Source organism: Stenotrophomonas maltophilia group sp. Smal12 (assembly GCF_037079935.1).
In the GTDB taxonomy this organism is placed as follows: domain Bacteria; phylum Pseudomonadota; class Gammaproteobacteria; order Xanthomonadales; family Xanthomonadaceae; genus Stenotrophomonas; species Stenotrophomonas sepilia.
Genome location: NZ_JBAWUK010000061.1, coordinates 1 through 25091, shown reverse-complemented (window position 1 = coordinate 25091; position 25091 = coordinate 1). Strand labels below are relative to the sequence as shown.

The window sequence follows — 25091 nt, the reverse complement described above, 5'->3', positions numbered from 1 at the left end:
CACCCGTGGTTTTGTCCCCGCAAAGAGCACGGTCAACGGTGTTTTTGTTTGTGGGGGGGGGTGAGTGTGGCAAAAAAAAAAAAAAAACCCCAAAAAAACCTAAAAAAACAAGGATGTTAAGTGCGCCGAAAAAAGCCCCGGGGGGGGGGGGGCCGCCGGGGGGCCCCGCCCCGGGGGCAGCGGGGGGGGCGCCCCCCCGGCCCCCCCACTACCGATCGACGGCCAACCACGCCCGAACCGTGGCGGCGTCGAACGGCCAGTCCAGCTCGCGGTCGCCGCGCTCGTCACGCAGCACAGGCACCCGCGTGCCATAGCGCGCTTCCAGCGCCGGCTGGTCGTCCAGGAACAGCGATTCGAACTCCGGCGCCCGTGCCCTGGCCAGCTCGGCCAGAGCCATGTCGCACAGGTGGCAATCGTCACGTTGGATAAGGGTCAACACCGGCCGGGCTCCCGTGGCGGAAATGCTGCGCCGCAGCCATGGAAGTGCGGCGTGAACCGCTAGAATAGCGATCTCTTCCGGTACCCGCAGTACGGCAATCATGGCTGTCAGCACGTTCGACGTTTTCAAGATCGGCATTGGCCCGAGTTCCTCGCACACCGTCGGGCCGATGAAGGCCGCCGAGCGATTCATCCATCGCTGGCTGCTCGACCCGGGCCGCCTGCACGAGGTCGCGCGCATCCGCGCCGATGTCTATGGCTCGCTGGCACTGACCGGCCGCGGCCACGGCACCGACAAGGCGATCCTGCTGGGCCTGGAAGGCCAGCGGCCGAACCTGATCGACCCGGACATCATTCCGGCCACGCTGGAGCGCATCCGCAGCAGCAAGCGCATCCAGCTGATGGGCCAGCACGAGATCGCCTTCGACGAGAAGCGCGACCTCGGCATGAACAAGCGCCAGAAGCTGCCCTACCACACCAACGGCATGCGCTTCACTGCCTACAACGCCGACGACGAAGTGATCGCCACCCGCGACTACTACTCGGTGGGCGGCGGCTTCGTGGTCAACCAGGACGACGCGGCCGATGATCGCATCGTGCCCGACGAGACCCCGCTGCCCTACCCCTTCAAGAGCGGCGATGAGCTGCTGGCGCAGACCGCGCGCAGCGGCCTGAGCATTGCCCAGCTGATGTTCGAGAACGAGAAGTGCTGGCGCAGCGAAGACGAGATCCGCGCGCAGCTGCGCGAGATCTGGAGTGCGATGCAGTCGTGCGTGGCGCGCGGCATCCGCGAGGAAGGCGTGCTGCCGGGTGGCCTGAAGGTGGGCCGTCGTGCACCGGCGCTGTACCGCGAGCTGTCGTCGAAGCCGGAAGCGGCGATGCGCGACCCGCTGACCACGCTGGACTGGGTCAACCTGTACGCGCTGGCCGTGAACGAGGAGAACGCGGCCGGTGGCCGTGTGGTGACCGCGCCGACCAACGGTGCGGCCGGTGTGCTGCCGGCGGTGCTGCACTACTTCGACCGCTTCTGCCCGGGCGCGAACGAACAGCGCGTGTTCGACTTCCTGCTGACCTCGGCGGCGATCGGCATCCTCTACAAGGAAAACGCCTCGATTTCCGGCGCCGAAGTGGGCTGCCAGGGCGAGGTTGGCGTGGCCTGCTCGATGGCGGCCGGCGGCCTGGTCGCGGCACTGGGTGGCAACCCCAGCCAGATCGAGAACGCCGCAGAAATCGGCATGGAACACAACCTGGGCCTGACCTGCGACCCGATCGGTGGCCTGGTGCAGATCCCCTGCATCGAACGCAACGCGATGGGCGCGGTGAAGGCGATCAATGCCTCGCGCATGGCGATGCGTGGCGACGGCAAGCACAAGGTGTCGCTGGACAAGGTGATCAAGACCATGCGCGATACCGGCCGCGACATGCAGGACAAGTACAAGGAAACCAGCCGCGGTGGCCTGGCAGTGAACGTCATCGAGTGCTGAGTTGTAGAGCCGGGCACCTGCCCGGCTGATGGGGCAGGAGCAGCCGGGGGTGGCCCCGGCTCTACATCGGACGACACCATCACCGCGTTCCGGTTAGGCTCGGGGCTCCCCCATCCCGGATTGCCCCATGCGCGTGATCGCTGCTGCCCTGCTTGCCTGCCTTCCGCTGCCTGCCCTGGCCGCGCCCAGCTACGGGCCGCGCCTGGAGGGCTTCGACTACGGCTATCCGGTGAAGACCTTCGCGCTGGAATCGCAGCGGCAGCCGCTGGAGATGGCCTACCTGGACATCGCACCGAAGAAGACTCCGATCGGCGTGGTGGTGCTGCTGCATGGCAAGAACTTCTGTGCGGCCACCTGGAAGGAATCGATCAAGCCGCTGGTTGCCGCCGGCTACCGGGTGATCGCTCCGGACCAGGTCGGCTTCTGCAAATCCAGCAAGCCCGAGCGCTACCAGTACACGTTCGCACAGCTGGCAGCCAACACCCATGCCCTGCTGCAGCAGCTGCAACTGGGCGACGTGCCAGTGCACCTGGTCGGACATTCGATGGGCGGCATGCTGGCGGTGCGCTACGCGCTGATGTACCCGCAGGACCTGCGCAGCCTATCGCTGGTCAACCCGATCGGACTGGAAGACTGGAAGGCGCTGGGCGTGCCATGGCGCAGCGTGGACGCGTGGTATGCCGGTGAAATGAACATCAGCTACGACAGCATCCGCCGCTACCAGCTGGATGTGTACTACGACGGCAAATGGAAGCCGGCCTACGAACCCTGGGCGCGGATGCAGTCAGGCATGTACGAAGGGCCCGGCAAGCAGGCCGTCGCATGGAGCCAGGCGCTGGCCTCGGACATGGTGTTCAACCAGCCGGTGGTCTACGAACTGAAGAACCTGCAGGTGCCGACTACGTTGTTCATCGGCCAGAAGGACCGCACCGCGATCGGCCGCGACCTGGCGCCGCCTGCGGTGAAGGCGACGCTGGGCAACTATTCGGTGCTCGGCAAGTCCGCGGCCGCGACGATTCCCGGCGCCACGCTGGTCGAGTTCGCCGAACTGGGCCATTCGCCGCAGGTGCAGGACCCGAAGCAGTTCAACGCCGCGTTGCTGAAGTCCTTGAAGTCACGCTGACCGGCAGGGCGCCCCTGTAGAGCCGAGCCCATGCTCGGCTCATCCAGCAGGAGGGGATCTCGCCAGTAGCAGCCGAGCATGGGCTCGGCTCTACAAGAACTGTGCGATCAGCCGACGATCCGCAGCACGTCATCCAGCAACGCGGCGGCGGTGACTTCCGCGCCCGCACCCGGGCCTTGAATCAACAGCGGCTGGCGACGGTAGCGATCACTGTGGATGGCGACGCGGTTGTCGGTCCCCGCACCCTGCGCCAACGGGTGATCAGCCGGCAGCTCGCGCAGGCCCACCTGCGCACCCTCACCGTCAACACGGCCAACGAAACGCAACACGCGGCCGTTTTTGCGTGCCTGCTGCCAACGCGCCTGCAACGGCGCATCCAGCTGCTCCAGCGCAGCCACTGCGCCCTCCAGCGGCAACGCGGCCAGCGTTTCAGGTACCAGTGAATCCACCTGCACCTGCGAAGCATCCAGCGCCAGCCCGCTGCTGCGGGCCAGGATCAGCAGCTTGCGCCGCACGTCTTCGCCGGACAGATCCAGGCGCGGATCGGGCTCGGTGTAGCCGGCCGCCAACGCTTCGCGCACCGCCGCCGAGAACGGCGACTGGCCGTCGTGACGATGGAACAGCCACGCCAGCGAACCGGACAGCACACCCTCGATGGCATGGATGTGATCGCCACCGGCCACCAGCGCGCGCAGGCTGCTCAGCAGCGGCAGGCCCGCGCCGACGGTGGCGCTGTCGCCATAGCGCGCACCACTGTCTGCGCAGCTTTCGGCAATCGCCTGCGCGCGTGCGAGCTGCGCACCACGGCCCAGCTTGTTGGCGGTCACCACATGCACGCCGCGCGCCAGCCACTGCACGTGACGTGCGGCCACGTCTTCGCTGGCGGTGGCATCGACCACCACATCGCCACGCTCCAGCCCTTCGGTGCTGGCCCACGCCGGCGAACTCTGGCCATCGCGTGGCGCACGTCGCGCCAGCTCCAGCGGCAGCACCAGGTCACGATCGATCTCCAGCGCAGTGCGTGAATTGGCCAGCCACTGCACGCTGGGCAGTTCCAGCCCACGCGCCCGCAATGCCTGGTAACGCTGCACGAAGGCCGAGCCGACCGTGCCAGTGCCCAGCAGCGCCAGGCGTCCCACGCCCAGCGCAGGAATGTCGGCGGCGAGCGCGCTCATGCATCCACCACCTGTTTGCGGCGTGCGGCCGCATCGATCACGACTTCGGCGCGCTGCAGCGCGGCACCGAGATCGGCCAGCAGGTCGCGCTCGGCCTCGATGCCGACCGACAGGCGCAGCAGCCCTTCGCTGATGCCAGCGGCGGCACGTGCTTCTGGGGTCATCGCCGCATGGGTCATGGTCGCCGGATGGGCGATCAGGCTTTCGACGCCGCCCAGCGATTCGGCCAGGGTGAAGCAGCGCAGGCCATCCACGAATGCGCGCACTGCCGCGTGCGGATCTTCACCGGCGCAGTGCGCAAGCTCGAACGACAGCATCGCACCGAAGCCGTTCTGCTGGCGTGCGGCGATGGCATGGCCGGGATGTTCGGCCAGGCCCGGGTAGTACACCGTGCCGACCGCCGGATGCCGGTCCAGCAGGGCGACGATCGAGGCGGTATTTTCCTGGTGCACGCGCAGGCGCGCATCCAGCGTGCGCAGGCCACGCAGCGTCAGGAAGGCATCGAACGGTGAACCCGTCAGGCCCAGCGCGTTGCCCCACCACACCAGCTGCTCGTGCAGTGCCGGATCACGCGCGACCACTGCCCCGCCTACCACATCGCTGTGGCCGTTGATGTACTTCGTGGTGGAATGCAGCACCAGGTCCGCACCGAACGACAGCGGTTGCTGCAGCGCTGGCGACAGGAACGTGTTGTCGACCACCACGAGAGCGCCGGCCTTGTGCGCGGCATCGATGACGAAGCGCAGGTCGGTGATGCGCAGCAGAGGGTTGGACGGCGTTTCCACCAGCACCAGCTTCGGCTGGGTGGCCAACGCCTGCGCCAGTGCACGCGGATCGGTCAGGTCGGCGGTGACCAGTTCAAAGTGGCCCTTCCTGGCCAGCGCATTGAACAGGCGCCAGCTGCCGCCGTACGCATCGTGCGGCACCACCAGGGTATCGCCCGGCTGCAGCAGTGCGTTCAGCACCAGGTTGATCGCGCCCATGCCGGTGGCGGTGACCACACCACCGACGCCGCCTTCCAGTTCCGCCAGCGCCTCACCCAGCAGGTCGCGGGTCGGGTTGCCACTGCGCGTGTAGTCGTACTGGCGCTTGTTGCCGAAGCCGTCGAAGCTGAAGTTCGACGACAGCACGATCGGCGGTGTGACCGCGCCATGCGCGGTGTCCCGATCGATGCCCGCACGGACGGCGGCAGTGGTGCGACTACAGGACGGCTCGTTGGCGTGCAGGCTCATGCGGACTCTCCAGAGGTGCGGAAGGCGGTGGCGAGGATCGCGTCGATGCGATCGGTTTCTTTGAGGAAGGCGTCGTGGCCATAGGGCGAACGCAGCACGCGCAGGCTGCCGCGCGGGCCCAGCCCTTCGACCAGGCCGACCAGGTCGGCCAGCGGCACCAGGCGGTCGCCATCCACGGCGACCACCACGGTCGGTGGCAGGATCGCGGCGGGGTCGACACGGTGCAGGTCGATCGATTCGGACAGGCGCAGGTAGGCGGTCACCGGCGTGCGCGCGACGTACTGCGCGCCGGCGGCGTCGAGGTAGTCTTCGGCGGCCACGCGCACGCGGCCATTGATGACCTCCGGCGCGGCGTCGAAGCGCTCGCCGAATTCTTCCGGGGTGCGGTAGCTGAGCATGGCGAACTGCCTGGCCAGGGCCAGGCCGTGGTCTTCGCCGCACTGCAGCTGGCCCAGCGCAACCGCGCGGCGCTGCAGCGCGCGCCACGCGGCGGCATAGGGATGCGGGCGGTGCGCGCCGCTGGCCAGCACCAGCTGGCGCACGCGGGCGCGGTGACGGATCGCGAACTGCTGGCCGACCAGCGCGCCATACGAATAGCCGACGAAGGCCTTCAGCGTGCGGATGCCGAGATGGTCCAGCAACAGCGCCAGCGCATCGGCCTGGTCGGCAGTATCGATCGGCACATCCAGTGCACCGTCGGCACCGATGAAATCGAAGGCCAGCACGCGCAGCTGCTGCGGGTCGAGCGCGCGGCCGCTACCCACAAGCGCTTCGGCCCAGCCCTTCTCGCTGAACTGTGCATTGGACGCCACGTGGCGATGGGCGGAAATGCCACCGGCCAGCACCACCACCGGTGCGTTGGCCGGGCCCACCCACTCATAGCGCAGGCGCACCGGGCTGGGGCCTGCATGGCGCATCGACAGCACCGCGGCGAACTCACCGCGCTCCGCGTGCACGCGGTCTGCGACCGGCACGCTGACGGGGACAAAGGGTTCGGGGCGAATGGCGGTACTGGAAGCGAAGCTCATGGCGGGATCCGGTTGGGGAATCGGCCATCGAGCCTTCGCGGGCCCGCGTTCGATATGCACGTGGGGTGCATGGTTCGAACCATCTTTCGGTGGACGCCACGGTCCCCGCAGGATTTGGCACCTACGCAGACGCTTGCGCGCCTGCGGGCTGCCCCGGCTTCAAAGGGCCTGTCCCTCTGCCGGTCTCGATGGTGGAGCCACGATGCCAGCCCTTTCCGGCACTGTCAATCCCTTCATGCGGATAAAGCGATAGATATTTCCAGGATCACTCTGCGAGGGCCGTCCCGGTCGCCCCGTTCAGGATCGGGTACAGTCCCGGCGGTCCTCTTGCTGGAAACGCCGATGCCGCGCCTGCCCCTGTCCTGCCTGCTGTTGCCTCTGCTGGCGAGCGCGACCGCATACGCCGGCGACTGGCGCCAGGGCTGGGGACTGGCTCCCCCTTCCGCCCCTGCCACCCGCGCAGGCAGTGCCGAGGGCGCCGTCCCCATGGCCCGGTTGCGCCTGCAGCCGGTCGGTACGCAATGGCAGGCGCGGATCGACAACGGGCTGGCAGGGCCGCTGCAGATCCAGCTGCGCGCCGCCCCCGGACACCCGGTCGAAGGCCTCCCGGTCGAGTCGCTGATCCAGGGCGACAGCAGCCTGGTGGTCGGCCACCTGCCCGCCCCGATCGATGGCCGCATGCTGGATCTGCGCCTGCAGTCGGTGCCGGGCAACCCGGCCGCACAGGCCGAAGATGTCGGCTATCGCCTGCCGTTCGATGCGGCCCGCCTGCGTGTAGACCAGGCACCGCAGGGGCGATTCAGCCATGACGACGAGGAGAACCGCGACGCGGTCGACTTCGCACTGCCGGAGGGCACCCTGGTGCTGGCCGCGCGCGAGGGCACGGTGATGCAGATCCAGGATGGCTTCCGTGGCAACGGCCAGGACCGCGAGCGCGATGGTGCCCGTGCCAATTTCATCCGCGTGCTGCACAGCGACGGCAGCATGGCCCTGTACGGCCACCTCCAGGCCGGCGGCATGCGCGTGCGCCGCGGCCAAGCGGTGGGAGCCGGGCAACCGATCGGCCTGTCCGGCAACAGCGGCTACAGCACTGCGCCGCACCTGCACTTCGTGGTGCAGGTCAACCGCGGCATGGGCCTGCGCTCGGTGCCGGTGCGCATCTTCGCCGGGCAGGGCCAGCTGCAGTTCGCCCGCCACAGCGAGGCCGACGGCGGTATCGGGCGCTGACCGGCCCCGGCCGGTATAATCGGGCGCTTATCTCTTTGAAAAGCGCCCCGGGCGGGCGCCACTGCCATGTCCGAAGTCGCCAACGAAGCGTCGCGTCGCCGCACCTTCGCCATCATTTCCCACCCTGACGCCGGCAAGACCACGCTGACCGAAAAGCTGCTGCTGTTCGGAGGCGCGATCCAGATGGCCGGTTCGGTCAAGGGCCGCAAGGCCGCCCGCCACGCCACCTCCGACTGGATGGCGCTGGAAAAGGAGCGCGGCATCTCCGTCACCTCCTCGGTGATGCAGTTCCCGTACGAAGGCAAGATCGTCAACCTGCTTGACACCCCTGGTCACGCCGACTTCGGCGAGGACACCTACCGCGTGCTGACCGCAGTGGACTCGGCGCTGATGGTGATCGACGTGGCCAAGGGCGTGGAAGAGCGCACCATCAAGCTGATGGAGGTGTGCCGCCTGCGCGACACCCCGATCATGACCTTCATCAACAAGCTCGACCGCGAGGGCAAGGACCCGATCGAGCTGCTGGATGAAGTGGAGACCGTGCTCGGCATCCAGTGCGCGCCGGTCACCTGGCCGATCGGCATGGGCCAGCGCCTGAAGGGCGTGGTTCACCTGCTGACCGGCGAAGTGCACCTGTACGAACCGGGTCGCAACTTCACCCGCCAGGACTCGACCATCTTCCCATCCATCGATGCGCCCGGCCTGGCCGAGAAGATCGGTGCGCAGATGCTGGCCGACCTGCGCGACGAACTGGAACTGGTGCAGGGCGCCAGCCATCCGTTCGATCTGGACGCTTACCGCGCCGGCAAGCAGACCCCGGTGTTCTTCGGGTCGGGCGTGAACAACTTCGGCGTGCAGCCGCTGCTGGACTTCTTCGTCGAGCATGCGCCGTCGCCGCAGGCGCGAACCACCACCGGCCGCGAAATCGCACCGGAAGAGAACAAGCTGACCGGCTTCGTGTTCAAGATCCAGGCCAACATGGACCCGCAGCACCGTGACCGCGTGGCATTCATGCGGGTCTGTTCGGGCCGTTTCAGCGCCGGCATGAAGACCTTCCACGTGCGCACCGGCAAGGAAATGAAGCTGGCCAACGCGCTGACCTTCATGGCCAGCGACCGCGAGATCGCGGCCGAAGCGTGGCCCGGCGACGTGATCGGCATCCACAACCACGGCACCATCTCCATCGGCGATACCTTCACCGAAGGCGAAGCGGTGACCTTCACCGGCATTCCCAACTTCGCCCCGGAACTGTTCCGCCGCGCACGCCTGCGTGATCCGCTCAAGCTCAAGCAGCTGCAGAAGGGCCTGGCCCAGCTGTCCGAGGAAGGCGCGACCCAGTTCTTCCGCCCGCTGACCAGCAACGACCTGATCCTGGGTGCCGTCGGCGTGCTGCAGTTCGACGTGGCGGCCTACCGCCTGAAGGACGAGTACGGTGTGGAAGCCACCTTCGAGCCGGTCAGCGTGACCACTGCGCGCTGGGTCCACTGCAGCAACGAGAAGAAGCTGGAAGAGTTCCGCGAGAAGAATGCGCTCAACCTGGCGCTGGATGCGGCCGGTCACCTGGTCTACCTCGCTCCGACCCGGGTCAACCTGCAGCTGGCCCAGGAACGCTCGCCGGATGTGCGTTTCTCGGCCACACGCGAAGCGGCGCACACCGTTTCGGCAGGCTGATGCCACGGGGTCGGATCCCTTTCCGCAAGGAAAGGGCTCTGACCCCGCCGTCGCAACGCAGGGATTCACCCACCATACGGTGACGGGCGTGCACGTGCCGCCCATCGCGGCGATGATAGAGGGGTGCGGGTCCCCCTCCCCGCGAACGATGCCTACGCCATGTCCACGACTTCCGTTGCTTCGATCCGCGAAGAAATCGCCAGCGCCCTGACCCACGGCCTCGGTGCCGTGCTCGCCCTGGGCGCCGGTGCGGTGCTGATCACCCTGGCCGCGATCTACAGCGATGGCTGGCAGCTGGCCGGCGCCATCGTGTTCGGCATCGCGCTGCTGCTGCTGTACACCGCGTCCACCCTGTACCACGCCATCCAGCACCCGGTCGCCAAGGGCCGGCTCAAAGTGTTCGACCACTGTGCGATCTACGTACTGATCGCCGGCACCTATACCCCATTCACCCTGATCGGCCTGCGCGGCCCGTGGGGCTGGGGCCTGTTCGCCGCGATCTGGACCCTGGCCCTGGCCGGCGTGGTGTTCAAGCTGTTCTACACCGGTCGCTTCAAGCGCCTGTCCACTGCCATCTACGTGGCCATGGGCTGGCTGGTGATCGTGGCGGTCAAGCCGATGCTGGCCTCGATCGACGGCTGGACGCTGGGCTGGCTGCTGGCCGGCGGCCTGTCCTACACGCTGGGCACCTATTTCTACCACCGCGAATCGATTCCCTATTCGCATGCGATCTGGCACCTGTTCGTCATCGGTGGCAGCGTCTGCCACTTCGTCGCGGTCACCATGCAGGTGCTGTAGCACCGGCCCGTGCGTGGCGCGTGCACGCCGCGCACATGGACGCTTCGCGCCCCGTCCACGATGAGGGGGCATCCATGGCAGCGTGAATGCCGCCGCCTCCCCTGCCACAAAGCGCACGAACCGCTGGCGCCTGGGCCGCCCCGGCCCGCGAGGCCGGCGCTGGTTGACGCTGCTGATCTTCCTGCTCGCGGCGATCCTGGTACTGATCGCACTGTGGGACTGGAACTGGTTCAAAGGCCCTGTCGAGCGCGCCGTGCAGGCCCGTACCGGCCGTGCACTGCACATCGGCCATCTGGATGTCGACCTCGGCCGGACCAGCACCATCCGTGCCGATGCGATCACCTTCGCCAATGCCGGTTGGGCGAAGCAGCCGAACATGGTCACGGCCGACCGCGTCGAGATCGACGTGCGCGTGTGGCCCCTGCTGCGCGGCAGCGTGCAGCTGCCGGAAGTGCGCCTGACCCGACCGGACGTGCTGCTGGAAACCGCCCCACGCCAGGGCGAGCCGGGCAACTGGGACTTCCTCGGTGACAGCGCTGGCGGCACCAGCCCGCAGCTCAAGCGCCTGCGCGTCGACGACGGCCGGCTGCAGTTCCTCGACGCACCGGGCCGTACCGACATCCGCGTGGGCGTGCGCAGCGGCCAGCCGAAGCAGGCAGATGCCTCGCCGCCGCTGCTGGTGCAGGGCAAGGGCCACTGGCAGGGCAATGCGTTCACCCTGCAGGGCGGAACCGAATCGCCGCTGGAACTGACCAACAGCGACCACCCGTTCCGCATCCACCTCGACGGCCGCGCCGGCGCCACCCACGCGGTGGCCAGCGGCACGCTGACCAATCCGTTCCAGCTGCGCGTGTTCGACCTGCAGTTCGCACTCAGTGGCCAGGACCTGGCCGATCTCTACCCATTGCTCGGCATCGCCATTCCGCCGTCCCCGCCCTACGCGCTGAACGGACGCCTGAAGCGCGACCACGACGTCTGGCGTTACGACGGTTTCACCGGCAAGGTGGGCGACAGCGACCTCGGTGGCAGTCTTCAGTTCGAGGTGGGCCGCGACCGTCCGCGGCTGACCGCGACGCTGGAATCCAAGCGCCTGGACTTTGATGACCTGGCCGGCTTCGTCGGCGCGCCGCCGAAGACCGGCGGCGGCGAAACCGCCAATGCGGAGCAGAAGGCCGAGGCCGCACGGGTGGCCGCGCGCGCGCGCGTGCTTCCGGACACGCCCTACAACCTCGGCAAGCTGCGTGCGATGGATGCCGATGTGCGCTGGAAGGCCCACCGCATCAACGCACCGTCATTGCCATTGGACGACATGGACGCCCATCTGCTGCTGGATGACGGGGTGCTGCGGCTGGCCCCGCTGAACTTCGGCGTCGCCGGCGGCGATATCCGCAGCACCATCCGCATGGACGCACGCCAGCCGCAGATCAGCACTGCGCTGAAGGCGAGCGTGCGCGGCGTTCAGCTGGGCCAGCTGTTCCCCGATGCCAAGCTGGCCGAACAGGCCAAGGGCGGCATCGGCGGTGAGGTGGACCTGAGTGGCCGCGGCAATTCGATCGCCGCGATGCTCGGCAGCAGCAGCGGCAAGGTCGGCCTGGCGATGGGCCGTGGCCACGTCGGCAACCTGGTGATGGAGCTGGCCGGCCTGGATATCACCGAATCGCTGAAGTTCCTGGTGACCGGCGACAAGCAGATTCCCCTGCGCTGCGCCTTCGCCGACTTCGGTGTGCGCGACGGCCTGATGACCAGCCAGGCGCTGGCGGTGGACACCACCGACACGATCCTCATCGGCGAAGGCACCGTCAGCCTGCGCGACGAAACCCTGGACCTGCTGCTGAAGCCGCGCCCGAAGGACAGGAGCATCCTGGTACTGCGCTCGCCGCTGCACGTTGCCGGCACGTTCAAGGACCCCTCGTTCCGCCCGGACTTCAAGGCGCTGGGCATCCGCGGAGCGGTGGCCCTGGCACTGGGCAGCATCGCCCCGCCGGCGGCGCTGCTGGCGACGATCGAGCTGGGGCCGGGCAAGGATGCCGACTGCGGTGGGCAGTATGCGAAGTAGGTTTACAGCGTTGTTCGCGGCGCCTCTTTTCCCGCGCGTAGAGCCGGAGCAGGGCGACAGGCAGGACACGCCGTAAATACGTCCCTGTAGGCTCGGTCGGCGCATCCATGCGCCTCACGGTCCTGCCTGCCGCCTTGCTCCGGCTCCGGACAGTTTCCTGCGCGCGCGGAACGAGAGCGAAATTCAAAGTCAAAAGAAAAAAGCAAAGTCACAAGCTGTTGCCAACCAAGGTTGGCGGCTACCCAAAGCGAGCCATCGCGCATGTGCGCACCGCGCTCACAGGAACGTGTCCAGAGGCGGAGGGTGCGGCTGGGCAGGACCGTGAGGCGCATGGATGCGCCGATCGAGCCCCCATGGATGGGTTTACGGCGTGTCCTGCCCAGCCGCACCCTCCGCCTCCCAACGTATCAGGAAGGCGCTGCTTTGGCTTTGGCTGTGGCTTTGAGCTTCGAAAAGCGGGCCGGCGGGCCGCAGGCCCGCCAGCGACACCCTCACCCGGCAACGATGTACTGCTGCAGTTGATCCAGCTCCCGCCGCTGCGCATCGATCACCGACTTCACCAGGTCGCCGATGGAGATCACCCCCAGCACCTGCGCGCCCTCCACGACCGGCAGATGGCGGATGCGATAATCGGTCACCAACTGAAGGCAATGCTCCACCTGCTCGCCCGGCGACACCGTCACCACCTGCGACGTCATGATCTCTGCCACCGCCGTATCGCGCGAAGAGCGATCACGCAACACGATCTTGCGCGCGTAATCACGCTCGGACAGGATTCCCACCAGCCGCGGGCCGTCCATCACCAGCACCGCACCGATGCCCTTTTCCGCCATCAACCGGATCGCATCGATCACCGCCGCATCCGGCGCGACCGCATGTACTTCAGGAGACTTGCCGTCCAACAGTTGCCGTACCGTGGTCATCTGCCTGCCCTCCCAGGGTGGGTTGCGGGACCGAGTCTGCCACGGACGATGCTAGCCAGGCGTCAACCAGGTACAACGGCCGCTGCTTGGACTCCTCGTACAGCCGCCCCAGGTACTCGCCGATCAGGCCAAGCGCGATCAGCTGCACGCCGCCCAGAAACAGGATCACCGCCATCATCGTCGGCCAGCCCGCCACCCGGTCGCCATACAGCGCCGCCTTCACGATCACCCACAGGCCGAACACGAAAGCGACGGCCGCGGTTGCCAGCCCGAGGTAGGTCGCCGCCCGCAACGGCACGGTCGAGAACCCGGTGATGCCTTCGAGGGCGAAATTCCACAGCCGCCACAGGCTGAACTTGCTGGTGCCGGCCACACGCGCGTGGCGGTGGTAGGTCACGGCGATCCGCTTGAATCCCACCCAGCTGAAAAGTCCCTTCATGAAGCGGTGGCGCTCGCGCATCCCGCGCAGGGCGTTCAGCGCGCGCGGTGACAGCAGGCGGAAGTCCCCGGTATCGGCCGGAATCGGTGTCCGCGACAGGCGGCCCATCACCCGATAGAACATCGCTGCCGTGGCGCGCTTGATCCAGGCCTCGCCATCGCGGGCCATGCGCGTGCCGTAGACGTTGTCATGCCCTTCGCGCCAGCGCGCAACGAACTGCGGCACCAGCTCCGGCGGGTCCTGGCCATCGGCATCGAGGATCATCGCCGCACCCTCGTGCACCAGATCCAGGCCGGCGGTCAGCGCCGCTTCCTTGCCGAAGTTGCGCGACAGCTTCAGCGCCGATACGCGTGCATCGGCCTGGGCCAGCCCGGCGATCACGTCCCAGGTACCGTCATGGCTGCCGTCGTCCACATAGAGGATGTGACCGTCGATGTCGGGCATGCCGTCGAGCACCGCGCACAGCCGTGGATGCAGCAGCGGCAGTGCCAGGGCCTCGTTGTAGGCGGCGATGACGAAGGTAAGCCGTTCGCGGGTCATGCCCGGATTATACGTTGCCGGCACGCGGCCGGCCCGTCGCCTGCCAATTGCAGCGCCGGGCTCAGTCCTCCGACAGATAGGACGCACCACCCAGCTGGCGCGCCTGGCGTTGGATCCACGCGGCCCGCCGCTGCACATACGGCCCAGGTTTTGCCGCGTTGTAGCGACGCGGTGCCGGCAACACCGCGGCCAGGCGCGCGCTCTCGGCCGGACTCAGCCGGGCCGCGTCCTTGCCCCAGAATTTCTGCGCTGCCGCTTGCGCGCCATACACGCCATCACCGAATTCGGCAATGTTGGCGTACATCTCCAGGATCCGCTCCTTTGGCCACAGCGCCTCGATCAGCACCGTGTACCAGACTTCCAGGCCCTTGCGGATCCAGCTGCGGCCCTGCCACAGGAACAGGTTCTTGGCCACCTGCTGGCTGATCGTGCTGGCGCCGCGCAGGCGCCCGCCCCTGGCGTTGTGGTCGCGCGCCTTTTCGATGGCCTGCAGGTCGAAGCCGTTGTGGTCGGGGAAGCGCTGGTCCTCGGCCGCCACCAGCGAGATCGGCAGGCTTGGTGCCATCTGGCCGAGGTCGCGCCACTGGTAATGCAGCCGATAGGACCAGTCGGCCTCGCCCAGCGCCTCGCCATAGCGCCACAGCATCACCATGGACACCGGCGGGTCGATGAACCGCAGCACCAGCACCTGCAGACAGCTGAAGGCGGCCAGCAGCACCGGCAGCCACAGCAGCCGCTTCCAGCGCCAGCGTCGCCGGCGCGGCGCGGCGACCACGGCCTCTACCTTGTGCTGCTCTCCCGCTGCCCCCACTACTGGTGCATCCTTCTTCTGTCTGGTTGTCGGCGCATTATCCGGCAACCGCCCCCGTTTACGCGCGATGTGAGCCGATGACCGCCAACCCCGATTCCCTGATCCGTTTCCTGCTCCCCGACGCCGGCGTGCGTGGCGTGCATGTGCACCTGCAGGCCACCTGGCAGGAAATCCTGTCCCATGCCGCCTACCCGGACGCCGCTGCCGAACTGCTTGGCGAGGCCTGCGTCGCCTCGGCGCTGTTCACCGGCCACACCAAGATCGACGGGCGCCTGTCGGTGCAGCTGCGCAGCAGCACCGCGCTGCGCACCCTGTTCGCCGAATGCACCGCCGTCGGCACCCTGCGCGGTATCGCCCAGCTCAGCGAGGGTGGCGACGCACCGCGTGACCTGTCCCGCCTCGGTGATGACGCAATCCTCGCCATCACCATCGAGAACCCCGGCCTGGACCCGCGCGAGCCGCAGCGATACCAGAGCCTGGTCGCGCTGACTGCGCCGGAACTGGACGAGGCCTTCGAGGACTACTTCCGCCAGTCGGAGCAGCTGCCGACCCGCCTGCTGCTGGCGGCCGACCGCAACGGTGCCGCCGGTCTGCTGCTGCAGAAGCTGCCGGGCGACGAAGGCGACGAAGATGGCTGGGCCCGCGCCAGCGCCCTGTTCGAAACCCTGGGCAAGGCCGAACTGCTGGCGACCCCGGCCGAGCAGCTGCTGCACCGCCTGTTCCACGAGGAGCGGCCGGAACTGCTAGGCGACAAGCCGCTGTCCTTCGCCTGCTCCTGCTCGCGCGAGCGGGTGGCTGGCATGCTGCAGTCATTGGGCGAGGACGAAGCCCGCGCGGCCGCCGAGGCCACCGGCGCCGTCGAGGTGCGTTGCGAATTCTGCGGACGTGAGTATCACTTTCCATTGACGGAGTTCGGCATACTGTTCCACGGCGCCCAGGGGGCTGTGGCGGCGCCTGAACGACTTCAGTAAACGGCAGTCTTGTACCTGGGGAGGATCAAGGCTTGTTAAGAATTCATAAACACCCTAGGATCGAGTTCCCGTCCCCGCGGGAACTTCCGTTGTCCGTCCCTGTCTGAACTGGTCCGATGCGTACCTTCCTGCGTCTACCGCTGGCCCTGCTGATCGCCCTTGGCGCGATCACGGGCGTGCATGCGCAGAGCAAGGACACCCGCACCGTGTTGCCGGTATGGAACAAGGGCAGCGGCAAGGTCGAGGCGCTGCTGTACCTGGAGCCGACCGGCGAACAGGCAGCCGGCGCCCGCTGGCATTTCGGCCGCAATTCGCTGGACGCGGCCTTTGGCCTGTCCTCCGGCGATTCGCTGGGCCTGCTCTGCAACAGCAGCAGCGGCACCAGCATCAGCGGCCTGGCCAGCCATTGCATGCTGGCCAGCCTGGGCGACGAGGATGATCTGAACAGCCGTCGTTTCAGTGGTACCGCCGCGTTGAACCGGGGCAACAGCCGCTTGGGCATCACCGCCGGCACCGGCCGTGAAACCCTGCCCGCCTGGTTGTCGGGCCCGAACAAGACGCCCTCGCTTCGCGCCGAGCAGAACGATCTGACCGTGTTCGCGCAGAAGAACATTGGCCGCGAAGGCTTCGTCTCCATCGCCGGTACCTACGCCAAGGCACGCCTGGTACCGCTGGCCGACGCTTCGCCGGCCATCGTCGATCGCTGGGACAGCAAGAGCCTGAGCATCGGTGCCGGTTACGGCAACTTCACCGGCAGCATCATCGGCCGCGTGGTCGACGTGCCGGGGAAGCCCGGCAAGTTCGAAGGCCTGGGCATCGGCCTGACCTGGCGTACCCCGTGGTCTGGCCAGCTGACCGTCGGCGCCGAGAACGTGATCAGCCGCGGCAAGAATCCATTCTCCCCGCGCAACGAAAGCAACGACGACGGCACCGTGCCGTACGTGCGTTACGAACAGGATCTCTGATCCCCTCAATCAGGTTCAGCAACGATATTCCCGAAGGCGCCGAAAGGCGCCTTTTTGCATCTGCGTGCCTGCCTCGCACTCGCATGAGCGGTATCGACCGTAGAGCGTATCGACATAATGGGATACATATCAGTCGAAACTTTTTTCATCATTCTGTGTTAACAAACGAGGCAGATCAGCATGACCATACCGGCAACCCGTTGATTGGGCTGGGAAAAGCGCTTTTTACCAAAATCACAGACTTCATTAACACAGCTTTAATTCTTGGCGAACGCCCGTTACTATCGGGTCAGCCTCGCGATTTGGGAGCGCTTTTTTCGCTCCCCCGCCGGGCATTAACCCCAGCCAAGATTTCTTGGAGAGAGAGAGCCAATGAAACTCAAGTCCAGCCAGCTGCGTGACGCAGTTGTGATCGCGCTTGTCGCCGGTGCCACCACCGCGACGGCCCACGCCCAGGAAGCCACCAACCTCGACCGTATCGAGGTCACCGGTTCGCGCATCCGTCAGGTCGATACCGAAACCGCCCAGCCCGTCCTGAGCATCAGCCGCGCTTCGATCGAGAAGAGCGGCTTCAAGACGGTTGCCGACGTCCTGCAGAACATCTCTGCCGCCGGCAGCCCGGCCATCAGCCGTTCCGAGCCGCTGTCCTCCGGCGAAGCCGTCGGTGGCTTCTACATCGACCTGCGCAACCTCGGTGCCGAGCGCACCCTGGTGCTGGTCGACGGCAAGCGCCTCGGCGCCAGCGTCAGCGGCCTGCAGGACGTGTCGCAGATTCCGTCGGCCATCGTCGAGCGCATCGACGTGCTGAAGGACGGCGCCTCGTCGATCTACGGCTCCGACGCGATCGCCGGCGTGATCAACATCATCACCCGCAAGAACTTCCAGGGCCTGGAAGCCAACGCCTACGTCGGCCAGTACGGCGAAGGCGACGGCCAGAAGAGCAGCTTCGACTTCGTGGCCGGCTTCACCGGTGATCGTGGTTCGGTCACCATCGGTGCGGAATACGCCGAAGAAAAGGCCGTCTGGGCCAAGAATCGCTGGTTCAGCAAGTCGCAGCGCACGGATCGCCACCCGGACCGCGGCTGGACCCCGGTCAGCCAGTGGGGCGCGGTCTATGACGTCAATGATCCGAATGCACCGTTGCTGACGCTGAACCGTGGTGGAAATCCGTTCGATCCGAACGCCTATCACGAGACCGACCTCACCCCGATCACCGGTGACGTCAGCAACTCCAACGAGCAGATGCACCTGCTGACGCCGACCAAGCGTCGTTCGGTGTTCGCCAACGTACAGTACGACCTGACCGACAACATCCGCTTCGTCTCCGACCTGCTGTACACCCGTCGCGAGTCGCAGGCCCAGGTCGCCGGTTATCCGCTGCAGTCGGCCGACTATGAGCGTCAGCTGGGTACCGTGCTCTCGCAGGACAGCTACTACAACCCGTTCGGCACCGACATGGGCTTCATCCGTCGTGGCTGGGAAGTGCCGCGCCTGTCGACCAACAAGCTGACCACCTTCCGCTTCACTGGCGCCCTGCAGGGCAGCTTCCAGTTCAATGACAAGTACTTCGACTGGGAAGCCGGCTACATCTACCAGAACTCGGAGAACCTGCAGACCCAGACCGGCAACTACAACATGCTGGCGGTCACCCAGGCCACCGGAGCGTCGTTCCTCAATCCGGCCACCGGCCGCGTCGAGTGCGGCACGGCCGCCGGCCTGGCCGCGGGCACCAACCCGATCTATGGCCCGGGCCCCGGCGGCTGCATTCCGTGGAATCCGGCCATTCCGTACGGCCGTACCGGCGACGGCGGCCTGACCGGCAACCCTGCCCTGCAGCAGTTCCTGTTCCCGACCACCAAGAACACCGGTGAAGTCACCACCAAGACCTACTACGCGAACATCGCCGGCAGCCTGTTCACCCTGCCAGCCGGCGACCTGGGCTTCGCGCTGGGTTACGAGTACCGCGAAGACAAGGGCACCTACGTTCCGGATGCGCTGTCACAGTCGGGCTACTCGACCGATCTGGCGGCCGGCCCGACCGGTGGTGGCTACAACGTCAACGAAGTGTATCTGGAGCTGAACGTTCCGATCCTGGCCGACCTGCCGGGTGCCAAGGAACTGAGCTTCAACGCCGCATCGCGCTACTCGAAGTACAACACCTTCGGCAACACCACCAACAACAAGTTCGGCCTGAAGTGGAAGCCGATCGACCAGCTGCTGGTGCGTGCCACCTATGCCGAGGGCTTCCGCGCACCGACCATCGACAATCTGTACGGTGGCAGCTCGCAGACCTTCGCCTACTTCACCGATCCGTGCGATACCGATTTCGGCCTGGCTGCCAGCGATCCGGCCACCGCCCAGCGTTGCGCCGCCGCCCTGGGCGCGCTGGCCCCGAATTTCCGCCAGCTGAAGCAGGGTTACGTCCCGGCGGAAGGTCAGGATGAGCAGAGCCCGGTGCCGTTCAACGCCGTCTCCAACCCGAACCTGACTCCGGAAAAGTCCAAGTCCAAGACCGTCGGCCTGGTGTGGAGCCCGACCTTCGCCCAGGGCCTGAACATGAGCCTGGACTGGTGGAACATCAAGATCACCAACACCATCGTCACCGACGATCCGACCACCCAGCTCAACGACTGCTACGTACTCGGCATCGCCGACCGCTGCAACTCGTTCACCCGCGACGCAACCCGCGGCATCGTGACCAACCTGACCTACGCACCACGTAATGCCGGTTACCAGGAAACCGAAGGCTTCGACTTCGATGTGGCCTATCGCTTCGAAACCAGCAGCTGGGGCAGCTTCAACGCCAACCTGCAGAACACCTACGTCAGCAAGAACGTGCTGAAGACCACCAACGCGCAACAGGTGCCGGTGTCGATCCTCAACGGCTTCAGCAGCAACTTCCGCCTGCGTTCGAACCTGGTGCTTGGCTGGGAATACGGCGATTGGGGCATCACCTGGGGTACGCGCTACTTCTCCAGCGTGAAGGAACAGTGCTACTTCTCGACCGAGTGCAGCCTGCCGGACTTCGGTTCGCCGGATCCGGCACGCGACCAGCCGATGAACCGCCGTGGCGCCACCACCTTCCACGACGTCCAGGTCTCCTGGAACGCACCGTGGAATGCAACCATCGCCGTGGGCGCGCGTAACGTGTTCGACCATTACGGCCCGCAGATGTACTCGGCGCCGAACTCGCAGTACTCCTACTACGGTGGCTACGACATCGGTCGCTTCATGTACATGCAGTACAAGCAGAAGTTCTGATCGGGAACCTGATCAGCTGATGCAGCAACGGCCCCGAAAGGGGCCGTTGTTCTTTGTGCGCCATGGACGGGCGCTGGCCAGCGCACAACAAAAAAGGCCGCAGCATCGCTGCGGCCTTCCTTCGAGATCATTTCCGGGCGCTCATCCGTTCGGAATCAGCGTCTCGATCAGATGCTCGACGTACGCTTCGAAATCCTCGCGCGCCTGCTTGGGCTGCTGCAGCTGCAGCGACAACTGCAGGAAGCCGACATAAGCGGCGTACGCAAGGCGTGCGCGATGACGCGCATCGGTCGAGCTGAGGCCGGCCTGGCGGAACGAGGCGACCAGATAGTCGAGGCGACGCTGCGAGACCCGGTCGATCACCGGCCGCACCATCGGATGATCCAGCGCCTTCAGCAGCTCGCTGTAGATGATGTGCGGCTGCACTTCATGCGCCACCATCTGGAACAGCTGGCGCAGGCGCACGCGCGGATCCGGTACGTCTTCCAGGCTGCCGAACACCTGTTCCTGTTCGAACAGTTCCCAGCGTTCCAGCGCCGCCTGCAGCAATGCATCGCGCGAAGGGAAATGCCAGTAGAAACTGCCCTTGGTAACGCCGAGCCGCCGTGCCAGCGGCTCTACCGCGACGGCGCCGACACCTTGTTCAGCAATCAGATCGAGGGCCGCCTGGGCCCAGTCTTCGGCACTCAGGCGGCTGTTGCGGCCGGCGCGCGGTTCGCCGGCGGAAGCGTCAGGTTGATTCATGGACTGATTTAACCATACGCCGGGGTTCGTTGCAGTACGCGGTTGCGGTCGAAACCGTCGCAGGCCCGTCGGAAGGGTCCCTCCACGCGCGTTCTGCAACGCACCATACCGTGCAGTATTGACTTCCTCTCGAAGCTCTCCATACTAGCAAGTATGGTTATGTCCCCAACTCCAGCTGCGTTCCATGACCTGCGCCTGGACGCCGCCCATGGCGCCCGCCTGGCGGCGACCGTCAGCGACCATGGCCGGCGTGGCCGGGTCCTGTTTGCCCATGGCTTCGGCCAGACCCGCCACGCCTGGAATGCCACTGCCCGCGCACTGAACGCGGCCGGCCTGCAGACGCTGGCCTACGACGCCCGCGGCCATGGCGATTCCGACTGGAATGGCGCCGATCTGCCCTATCACGGCGAACAGTTCGCCGACGACCTGATCGTGTTGGCCGGCGAACAGCCGCGCCCGCCGGTGCTGGTTGCCGCTTCGATGGGTGGCCTGTTCGGCCTGCTTGCCGAATCGCGCTGGCCGGGCCTGTTCTCGGCCATGGTGCTGGTCGACATCACCCCGCGCTGGGATACCGCCGGTGTCGAGCGCATTCTCGCCTTCATGACCGCCCATCCCGACGGCTTCGCCTCGCTGACCCAGGCCGCCGACGTGATCTCGGCCTACATGCCGCACCGGCCGCGCAAATCCGAGCAGTCGCTGCGTGCGCTGCTGCGCGAGGACGGCCACGGGCGCTGGCGCTGGCATTGGGACCCGCGCCTGGTGGCCGAGCTGGCCCGCGACAGCGAACAGCACCAGGACGCACTGGCCGAGGCCGCACGCCAGGTGAAGTGCCCGCTGCTGCTGGTCAGCGGGGGCCGCAGCGACCTGGTCACGCCGCAGACCGTGGCCGAATTCCTGACGCTGGCGCCGCATGCGCGCCATGTACAGCTGCCGCAAGCGACCCACATGGTCGCCGGCGATGACAACGACGCCTTTACCGCTACTGTGTTGGACTATCTGGACGTGTTGCCCGCAGCGGACGCTGCGGCTTCGTCCGCCACAAACGAGCACGTCACCGGAGCACGCTCATGAGCATCGTTCTTCCCTTCCTCGCCTTGCTGCTGGCAGGCGCCTTCGTCGCCTACCACCGCATGCGGCTGGTTACCTGGACGCTGATCAGCGTGGCCCTGCTGGCCGCCTGCTGGTTCATTCCCTACGTCAACCAGACCGCCACCATCGTCGCTGCGGCGGTGCTGGCGGTGATCGCCGTGCCGCTGCTGCTGCCGTTCATCCGCAAGCCGCTGCTGACCAGCCCGATGATGAAGGTGTTCCGCAAGGTGCTGCCGCCGCTGTCGCAGACCGAGCGCATCGCGCTGGAAACCGGTTCGGTCGGTTTCGAGGGCGAACTGTTCACCGGTGATCCGGACTGGAACATCCTGCTCAACTACCCCAAGCCGCAGCTGACCGCTGAAGAACAGGCCTTCCTCGATGGCCCGGTGGAAGAGCTGTGCACGATGGTCAACGACTGGGAAATCACCCACGTCCACGCCGACCTGCCGCCGGAGCTGTGGGCCTTCATCAAGAAGAACAAGTTCTTCGGCATGATCATCCCGAAGGAGTACGGCGGCCTGGGCTTCTCCGCGCTGGCCCACCACAAGGTGATCCAGAAGCTGGCCTCGGTGTCCTCGGTGGTCAGCTCCACCGTCGGCGTGCCCAACTCGCTGGGCCCGGGTGAACTGCTGGTGCATTACGGCACCCAGGAACAGAAGGACCAGTACCTGCCGCGCCTGGCCGATGGCCGCGAAGTGCCCTGCTTCGGCCTGACCGGTCCGTTCGCCGGCTCCGACGCCACTTCGATCCCGGACTACGGCATCGTCTGCAAGGGCGAGTGGAACGGCGAGCAGGTGCTCGGCGTCAAGCTGACCTTCGACAAGCGCTACATCACCCTGGCCCCGGTCGCTTCGCTGATCGGCCTGGCCTTCCGCATGTACGACCCGGATGGCCTGATCGGCGATACCCGCGACATCGGCATCACCCTGGGCCTGCTGCCGCGTGACACCGCCGGCGTCGAAATCGGCCGTCGCCACTTCCCGCTGAACTCGACGTTCCAGAACGGTCCGATCCGCGGCAAGGACGTGTTCATTCCGCTGACCCAGCTGATCGGTGGCGCAGCCATGGCCGGCAAGGGCTGGAACATGCTCAACGAGTGCCTGGCCGTGGGCCGCTCGATCACCCTGCCGTCCACCGCCAGCGGCGGTGCCAAGGCTGGCGCCGCGGTGACCGGCGCCTATGCACGCATCCGCAAGCAGTTCGGCCTGTCGGTCGGCCGCTTCGAGGGCGTGGAAGAAGCGCTGGCCCGCATCGGCGGCAAGGCCTACAAGATCAGCGCGCTGTCGCAGGCCACTGCCGCCGCGGTCGATCGTGGTGACGTGCCGTCGGTGCCGTCGGCGATCGCCAAGTACCACTGCACCACCATGAGCCGCGAAGTGATCTCGGACATGATGGACGTGATCGGCGGCAAGGGCATCATCCTGGGGCCGCGCAACTTCGCCGGCCGCAGCTGGCAGGCCGCGCCGATCGCGATCACCGTGGAAGGCGCCAACATCATGACCCGCAGCCTGCTGATCTTCGGCCAGGGTGCGATCCTCTGCCACCCGTGGGTGCTCAAGGAAATGAAGGCCGCGCAGGATCCGGATACCCGTGCCGGCCTGCAGGAGTTCGACCGCAGCCTGTTCGGCCACATCCGCTTCGGCATCTCCAATGCCGTGCGTTCGTTCTGGTTCGGCCTGACCGGCGCGCGCTTCGGCGCCGCCCCCGGCGACGCCTACACCCGCCGCTACTTCCGCAAGCTGGACCGTTACTCGGCCAACCTGGCGCTGATGGCCGACATCTCGATGATGACCCTGGGCGGCAAGCTGAAGTTCAAGGAATCGCTGTCCGGCCGCCTGGGCGACGTGCTGAGCCATGTCTACATGACCAGCGCCATGCTCAAGCGCTACCACGACGAAGGTGCACCGCAGGCCGACCAGCCGCTGCTGGCCTGGGCCTTCCATGACAGCGTGCACAAGATCGAAGAGTCGCTGTCGGCCGCGCTGCGCAACTTCCCGATCCGTCCGATCGGCTGGCTGATGTGGGCGCTCATCTTCCCGTTGGGCCGTCGTGCCGAGGCTCCGGGTGATCGCTTGAGCCGCCGCGTCGCCGCCCTGCTGATGGCGCCGAATGAAGCCCGCGACCGTCTCGCCAATGGCGTGTTCCTGACCCCGTGCGAGAACAACCCGGGCGGCCGCATCAACAGTTACCTGAGCAAGGCGATCATGGCCGAGCCGGTGGAGCGCAAGTTCCTCAAGGCGCTGAAGAGCAAGGGCATCGAGGCGCTGGACTTCAAGGCGCAGCTGGACGAAGCCGTGGCCGAGGGCGTGATCACCCAGGACGAGCGCAGCCTGCTGGAAGAGCTGCGCACGCTGACCCTGGACACCATCACCGTGGACGACTTCGACACCCATGAACTGCGCGCGGCCAGCTACTACGACCGCCAGCGCAAGGATCCGCATTCGCAGGCGGCCTGATCGCCCGCGACACGCGTTGCCTTCGACGGCGGGCCTCGGCCCGCCGTCGCGTTATCCGCCGAACGGAATACCCCTCATGTCCACGCCCCTGCTCTCGCTTTACCAACGCCTGCAGCGCTGGCCCGCCGGCGCCTGGCTGTTCTCGCGCGCGGTGTGCCTCAAGGCCCCCTACTTCGCCAGCATCGCGCCACGCATCACCCGCCTGGAACACGGCCGCTGCGAAGGCACGCTGGCCGACCGCCGCAGAGTACGCAACCACATCGGCACGGTGCACGCGATCGCGATGTGCAACCTGGCCGAACTGACCGCCGGGCTGATGGTCGATGCATCGCTGCCGAAGGGCATGCGCTGGATCCCGAAGGGGATGCAGGTGCAGTACCTGGCCAAGGCGCGTGGCACGCTGCAGGCGGTGGCGTTGCCGGCACAACCGATTGTCGTTGCGGCCGAGGGCTATGCGCTGCCGGTGACGGTCAGCGTGCGCGACCGCGCGGGCACCGAGGTGTTCAGCGCGATCATCGACATGTGGATGTCGCCGGCCAAGTAAGTTCCCGCGAACGGCGCAGCCCCTCTTGGGTGGACGCGGAATGCGGTTTATCGGTGGGGGCGGTCGGGGGGGGGCGCGGCGGGGGCCCGCCCCCCACTCCCCCAAATGACATAAAC

General features: G+C 66.7%; 20 protein-coding genes and 1 riboswitch. Of the genes, 12 read left to right on the top strand and 8 right to left on the bottom strand.

All coding sequences use genetic code 11. The features are described 5' to 3' along the window. Positions 1-208: 208 nt before the first annotated feature. The gene (locus tag WDC87_RS19460) at positions 209-439 is read right to left on the bottom strand and encodes a glutaredoxin family protein (protein WP_072168604.1); all 231 of its coding nucleotides are present in this window, start codon (positions 437-439) and stop codon (positions 209-211) included. Positions 440-539: 100 nt separating this feature from the next. Between WDC87_RS19460 and WDC87_RS19455 the strand changes: the two genes are divergently transcribed. Further along, positions 540-1922 (top strand): L-serine ammonia-lyase, encoded by a 1383-nt coding sequence (locus WDC87_RS19455; RefSeq protein ID WP_049415888.1) that lies wholly within the window; start codon positions 540-542, stop codon positions 1920-1922. A 127-nt stretch (positions 1923-2049) separates the two neighbouring features. Then, positions 2050-3045: an alpha/beta hydrolase gene (locus WDC87_RS19450; RefSeq protein ID WP_072168570.1), complete on the top strand. Its 996-nt coding sequence runs from the start codon at positions 2050-2052 to the stop codon at positions 3043-3045. Between the two features lie 107 nt (positions 3046-3152). On the opposite strand, the gene WDC87_RS19445 is transcribed toward WDC87_RS19450, so the two are convergent. The 3 genes from WDC87_RS19445 to WDC87_RS19435 are packed head-to-tail and all read right to left on the bottom strand — an operon-like array spanning position 3153 to position 6480. Then, entirely contained in the window at positions 3153-4220 is a 1068-nt protein-coding gene (locus WDC87_RS19445; RefSeq protein ID WP_252744513.1) for a homoserine dehydrogenase, read from the bottom strand. After that, complete coding sequence (locus tag WDC87_RS19440; RefSeq protein WP_111200760.1) at positions 4217-5452, bottom strand: O-succinylhomoserine (thiol)-lyase; 1236 nt, start codon at positions 5450-5452, stop codon at positions 4217-4219. Before WDC87_RS19440 ends, WDC87_RS19445 begins: the two co-directional genes overlap by 4 nt. After that, on the bottom strand, positions 5449-6480 hold the full coding sequence (locus tag WDC87_RS19435; protein ID WP_252744514.1) for a homoserine O-succinyltransferase: 1032 nt from the start codon (positions 6478-6480) through the stop codon (positions 5449-5451). Before WDC87_RS19435 ends, WDC87_RS19440 begins: the two co-directional genes overlap by 4 nt. A 76-nt stretch (positions 6481-6556) precedes the next feature. Next, positions 6557-6675: riboswitch (SAM riboswitch) on the bottom strand. Between the two features lie 147 nt (positions 6676-6822). On the opposite strand from WDC87_RS19435, the gene WDC87_RS19430 reads away from it, so the two are divergent. From WDC87_RS19430 to WDC87_RS19415, 4 genes are all read left to right on the top strand, one after another. Further along, positions 6823-7707: a M23 family metallopeptidase gene (locus WDC87_RS19430; RefSeq protein WP_252744515.1), complete on the top strand. Its 885-nt coding sequence runs from the start codon at positions 6823-6825 to the stop codon at positions 7705-7707. 66 nt (positions 7708-7773) lie between these two features. Next, positions 7774-9378 carry a peptide chain release factor 3 gene (locus tag WDC87_RS19425; protein ID WP_049415910.1) on the top strand — a complete coding sequence of 535 codons (1605 nt, stop codon included), beginning with the start codon at positions 7774-7776 and terminating at the stop codon, positions 9376-9378. Positions 9379-9537: 159 nt separating this feature from the next. Further along, a complete protein-coding gene (locus WDC87_RS19420) occupies positions 9538-10176 on the top strand; it encodes a hemolysin III family protein (protein WP_005418403.1) in 639 nt (212 codons plus the stop codon). 130 nt (positions 10177-10306) lie between these two features. Beyond that, positions 10307-12232: an AsmA family protein gene (locus tag WDC87_RS19415; protein ID WP_252744516.1), complete on the top strand. Its 1926-nt coding sequence runs from the start codon at positions 10307-10309 to the stop codon at positions 12230-12232. A 491-nt stretch (positions 12233-12723) separates the two neighbouring features. On the opposite strand, the gene WDC87_RS19410 is transcribed toward WDC87_RS19415, so the two are convergent. From WDC87_RS19410 to mtgA, 3 genes are all read right to left on the bottom strand, one after another. Further along, positions 12724-13155 (bottom strand): CBS domain-containing protein, encoded by a 432-nt coding sequence (locus WDC87_RS19410; protein ID WP_005418405.1) that lies wholly within the window; start codon positions 13153-13155, stop codon positions 12724-12726. Next, entirely contained in the window at positions 13115-14134 is a 1020-nt protein-coding gene (locus WDC87_RS19405; protein WP_072168565.1) for a glycosyltransferase family 2 protein, read from the bottom strand. The genes WDC87_RS19410 and WDC87_RS19405 overlap by 41 nt, the downstream gene beginning before the upstream one ends. Before the next feature lie 61 nt (positions 14135-14195). Beyond that, positions 14196-14945, bottom strand: coding sequence for a monofunctional biosynthetic peptidoglycan transglycosylase (gene mtgA, locus WDC87_RS19400; RefSeq protein WP_072168564.1), 750 nt, complete (start codon positions 14943-14945; stop codon positions 14196-14198). Positions 14946-15022: 77 nt separating this feature from the next. On the opposite strand from mtgA, the gene WDC87_RS19395 reads away from it, so the two are divergent. The 3 genes from WDC87_RS19395 to WDC87_RS19385 all read left to right on the top strand — a co-directional run bounded on the left by WDC87_RS19395 (position 15023) and on the right by WDC87_RS19385 (position 20142). Then, positions 15023-15916 carry an Hsp33 family molecular chaperone HslO gene (locus WDC87_RS19395; protein WP_072168563.1) on the top strand — a complete coding sequence of 298 codons (894 nt, stop codon included), beginning with the start codon at positions 15023-15025 and terminating at the stop codon, positions 15914-15916. Between the two features lie 116 nt (positions 15917-16032). After that, positions 16033-16881 (top strand): hypothetical protein, encoded by an 849-nt coding sequence (locus WDC87_RS19390; protein ID WP_061478882.1) that lies wholly within the window; start codon positions 16033-16035, stop codon positions 16879-16881. 372 nt (positions 16882-17253) lie between these two features. Further along, positions 17254-20142 (top strand): TonB-dependent receptor, encoded by a 2889-nt coding sequence (locus WDC87_RS19385; protein WP_053496147.1) that lies wholly within the window; start codon positions 17254-17256, stop codon positions 20140-20142. A 141-nt stretch (positions 20143-20283) separates the two neighbouring features. Here the strand turns inward: WDC87_RS19385 and WDC87_RS19380 are convergent, their stop codons facing one another. After that, positions 20284-20886 carry a TetR/AcrR family transcriptional regulator gene (locus tag WDC87_RS19380; protein WP_005418411.1) on the bottom strand — a complete coding sequence of 201 codons (603 nt, stop codon included), beginning with the start codon at positions 20884-20886 and terminating at the stop codon, positions 20284-20286. A gap of 153 nt (positions 20887-21039) precedes the next feature. Here WDC87_RS19380 and WDC87_RS19375 point away from each other — a divergent pair, with 153 nt between their 5' ends. The 3 genes from WDC87_RS19375 to WDC87_RS19365 all read left to right on the top strand — a co-directional run bounded on the left by WDC87_RS19375 (position 21040) and on the right by WDC87_RS19365 (position 24975). Beyond that, positions 21040-21957, top strand: a complete 918-nt coding sequence (locus tag WDC87_RS19375; RefSeq protein ID WP_188240735.1) for an alpha/beta hydrolase — start codon at positions 21040-21042, stop codon at positions 21955-21957. Then, positions 21954-24431, top strand: coding sequence for an acyl-CoA dehydrogenase (locus WDC87_RS19370; protein WP_072168562.1), 2478 nt, complete (start codon positions 21954-21956; stop codon positions 24429-24431). The genes WDC87_RS19375 and WDC87_RS19370 overlap by 4 nt, the downstream gene beginning before the upstream one ends. A 76-nt stretch (positions 24432-24507) precedes the next feature. Then, positions 24508-24975 carry a hotdog fold domain-containing protein gene (locus WDC87_RS19365; protein WP_072168561.1) on the top strand — a complete coding sequence of 156 codons (468 nt, stop codon included), beginning with the start codon at positions 24508-24510 and terminating at the stop codon, positions 24973-24975. The last annotated feature ends 116 nt before the right edge of the window (positions 24976-25091 follow it).

What these genes read in the sequence shown, in the direction of transcription:
- WDC87_RS19455 (WP_049415888.1), top strand. Translation starts at nt 540, where the DNA reads ATGGCTGTCAGCACGTTCGACGTTTTCAAGATCGGCATTGGCCCGAGT.
- WDC87_RS19450 (WP_072168570.1), top strand. Translation starts at nt 2,050, where the DNA reads ATGCGCGTGATCGCTGCTGCCCTGCTTGCCTGCCTTCCGCTGCCTGCC.
- WDC87_RS19445 (WP_252744513.1), bottom strand. Translation starts at nt 4,220, where the DNA reads ATGAGCGCGCTCGCCGCCGACATTCCTGCGCTGGGCGTGGGACGCCTG.
- WDC87_RS19440 (WP_111200760.1), bottom strand. Translation starts at nt 5,452, where the DNA reads ATGAGCCTGCACGCCAACGAGCCGTCCTGTAGTCGCACCACTGCCGCC.
- WDC87_RS19435 (WP_252744514.1), bottom strand. Translation starts at nt 6,480, where the DNA reads ATGAGCTTCGCTTCCAGTACCGCCATTCGCCCCGAACCCTTTGTCCCC.
- WDC87_RS19430 (WP_252744515.1), top strand. Translation starts at nt 6,823, where the DNA reads ATGCCGCGCCTGCCCCTGTCCTGCCTGCTGTTGCCTCTGCTGGCGAGC.
- WDC87_RS19425 (WP_049415910.1), top strand. Translation starts at nt 7,774, where the DNA reads ATGTCCGAAGTCGCCAACGAAGCGTCGCGTCGCCGCACCTTCGCCATC.
- WDC87_RS19420 (WP_005418403.1), top strand. Translation starts at nt 9,538, where the DNA reads ATGTCCACGACTTCCGTTGCTTCGATCCGCGAAGAAATCGCCAGCGCC.
- WDC87_RS19410 (WP_005418405.1), bottom strand. Translation starts at nt 13,155, where the DNA reads ATGACCACGGTACGGCAACTGTTGGACGGCAAGTCTCCTGAAGTACAT.
- WDC87_RS19405 (WP_072168565.1), bottom strand. Translation starts at nt 14,134, where the DNA reads ATGACCCGCGAACGGCTTACCTTCGTCATCGCCGCCTACAACGAGGCC.
- WDC87_RS19395 (WP_072168563.1), top strand. Translation starts at nt 15,023, where the DNA reads ATGACCGCCAACCCCGATTCCCTGATCCGTTTCCTGCTCCCCGACGCC.
- WDC87_RS19390 (WP_061478882.1), top strand. Translation starts at nt 16,033, where the DNA reads ATGCGTACCTTCCTGCGTCTACCGCTGGCCCTGCTGATCGCCCTTGGC.
- WDC87_RS19385 (WP_053496147.1), top strand. Translation starts at nt 17,254, where the DNA reads ATGAAACTCAAGTCCAGCCAGCTGCGTGACGCAGTTGTGATCGCGCTT.
- WDC87_RS19380 (WP_005418411.1), bottom strand. Translation starts at nt 20,886, where the DNA reads ATGAATCAACCTGACGCTTCCGCCGGCGAACCGCGCGCCGGCCGCAAC.
- WDC87_RS19375 (WP_188240735.1), top strand. Translation starts at nt 21,040, where the DNA reads ATGGTTATGTCCCCAACTCCAGCTGCGTTCCATGACCTGCGCCTGGAC.
- WDC87_RS19370 (WP_072168562.1), top strand. Translation starts at nt 21,954, where the DNA reads ATGAGCATCGTTCTTCCCTTCCTCGCCTTGCTGCTGGCAGGCGCCTTC.
- WDC87_RS19365 (WP_072168561.1), top strand. Translation starts at nt 24,508, where the DNA reads ATGTCCACGCCCCTGCTCTCGCTTTACCAACGCCTGCAGCGCTGGCCC.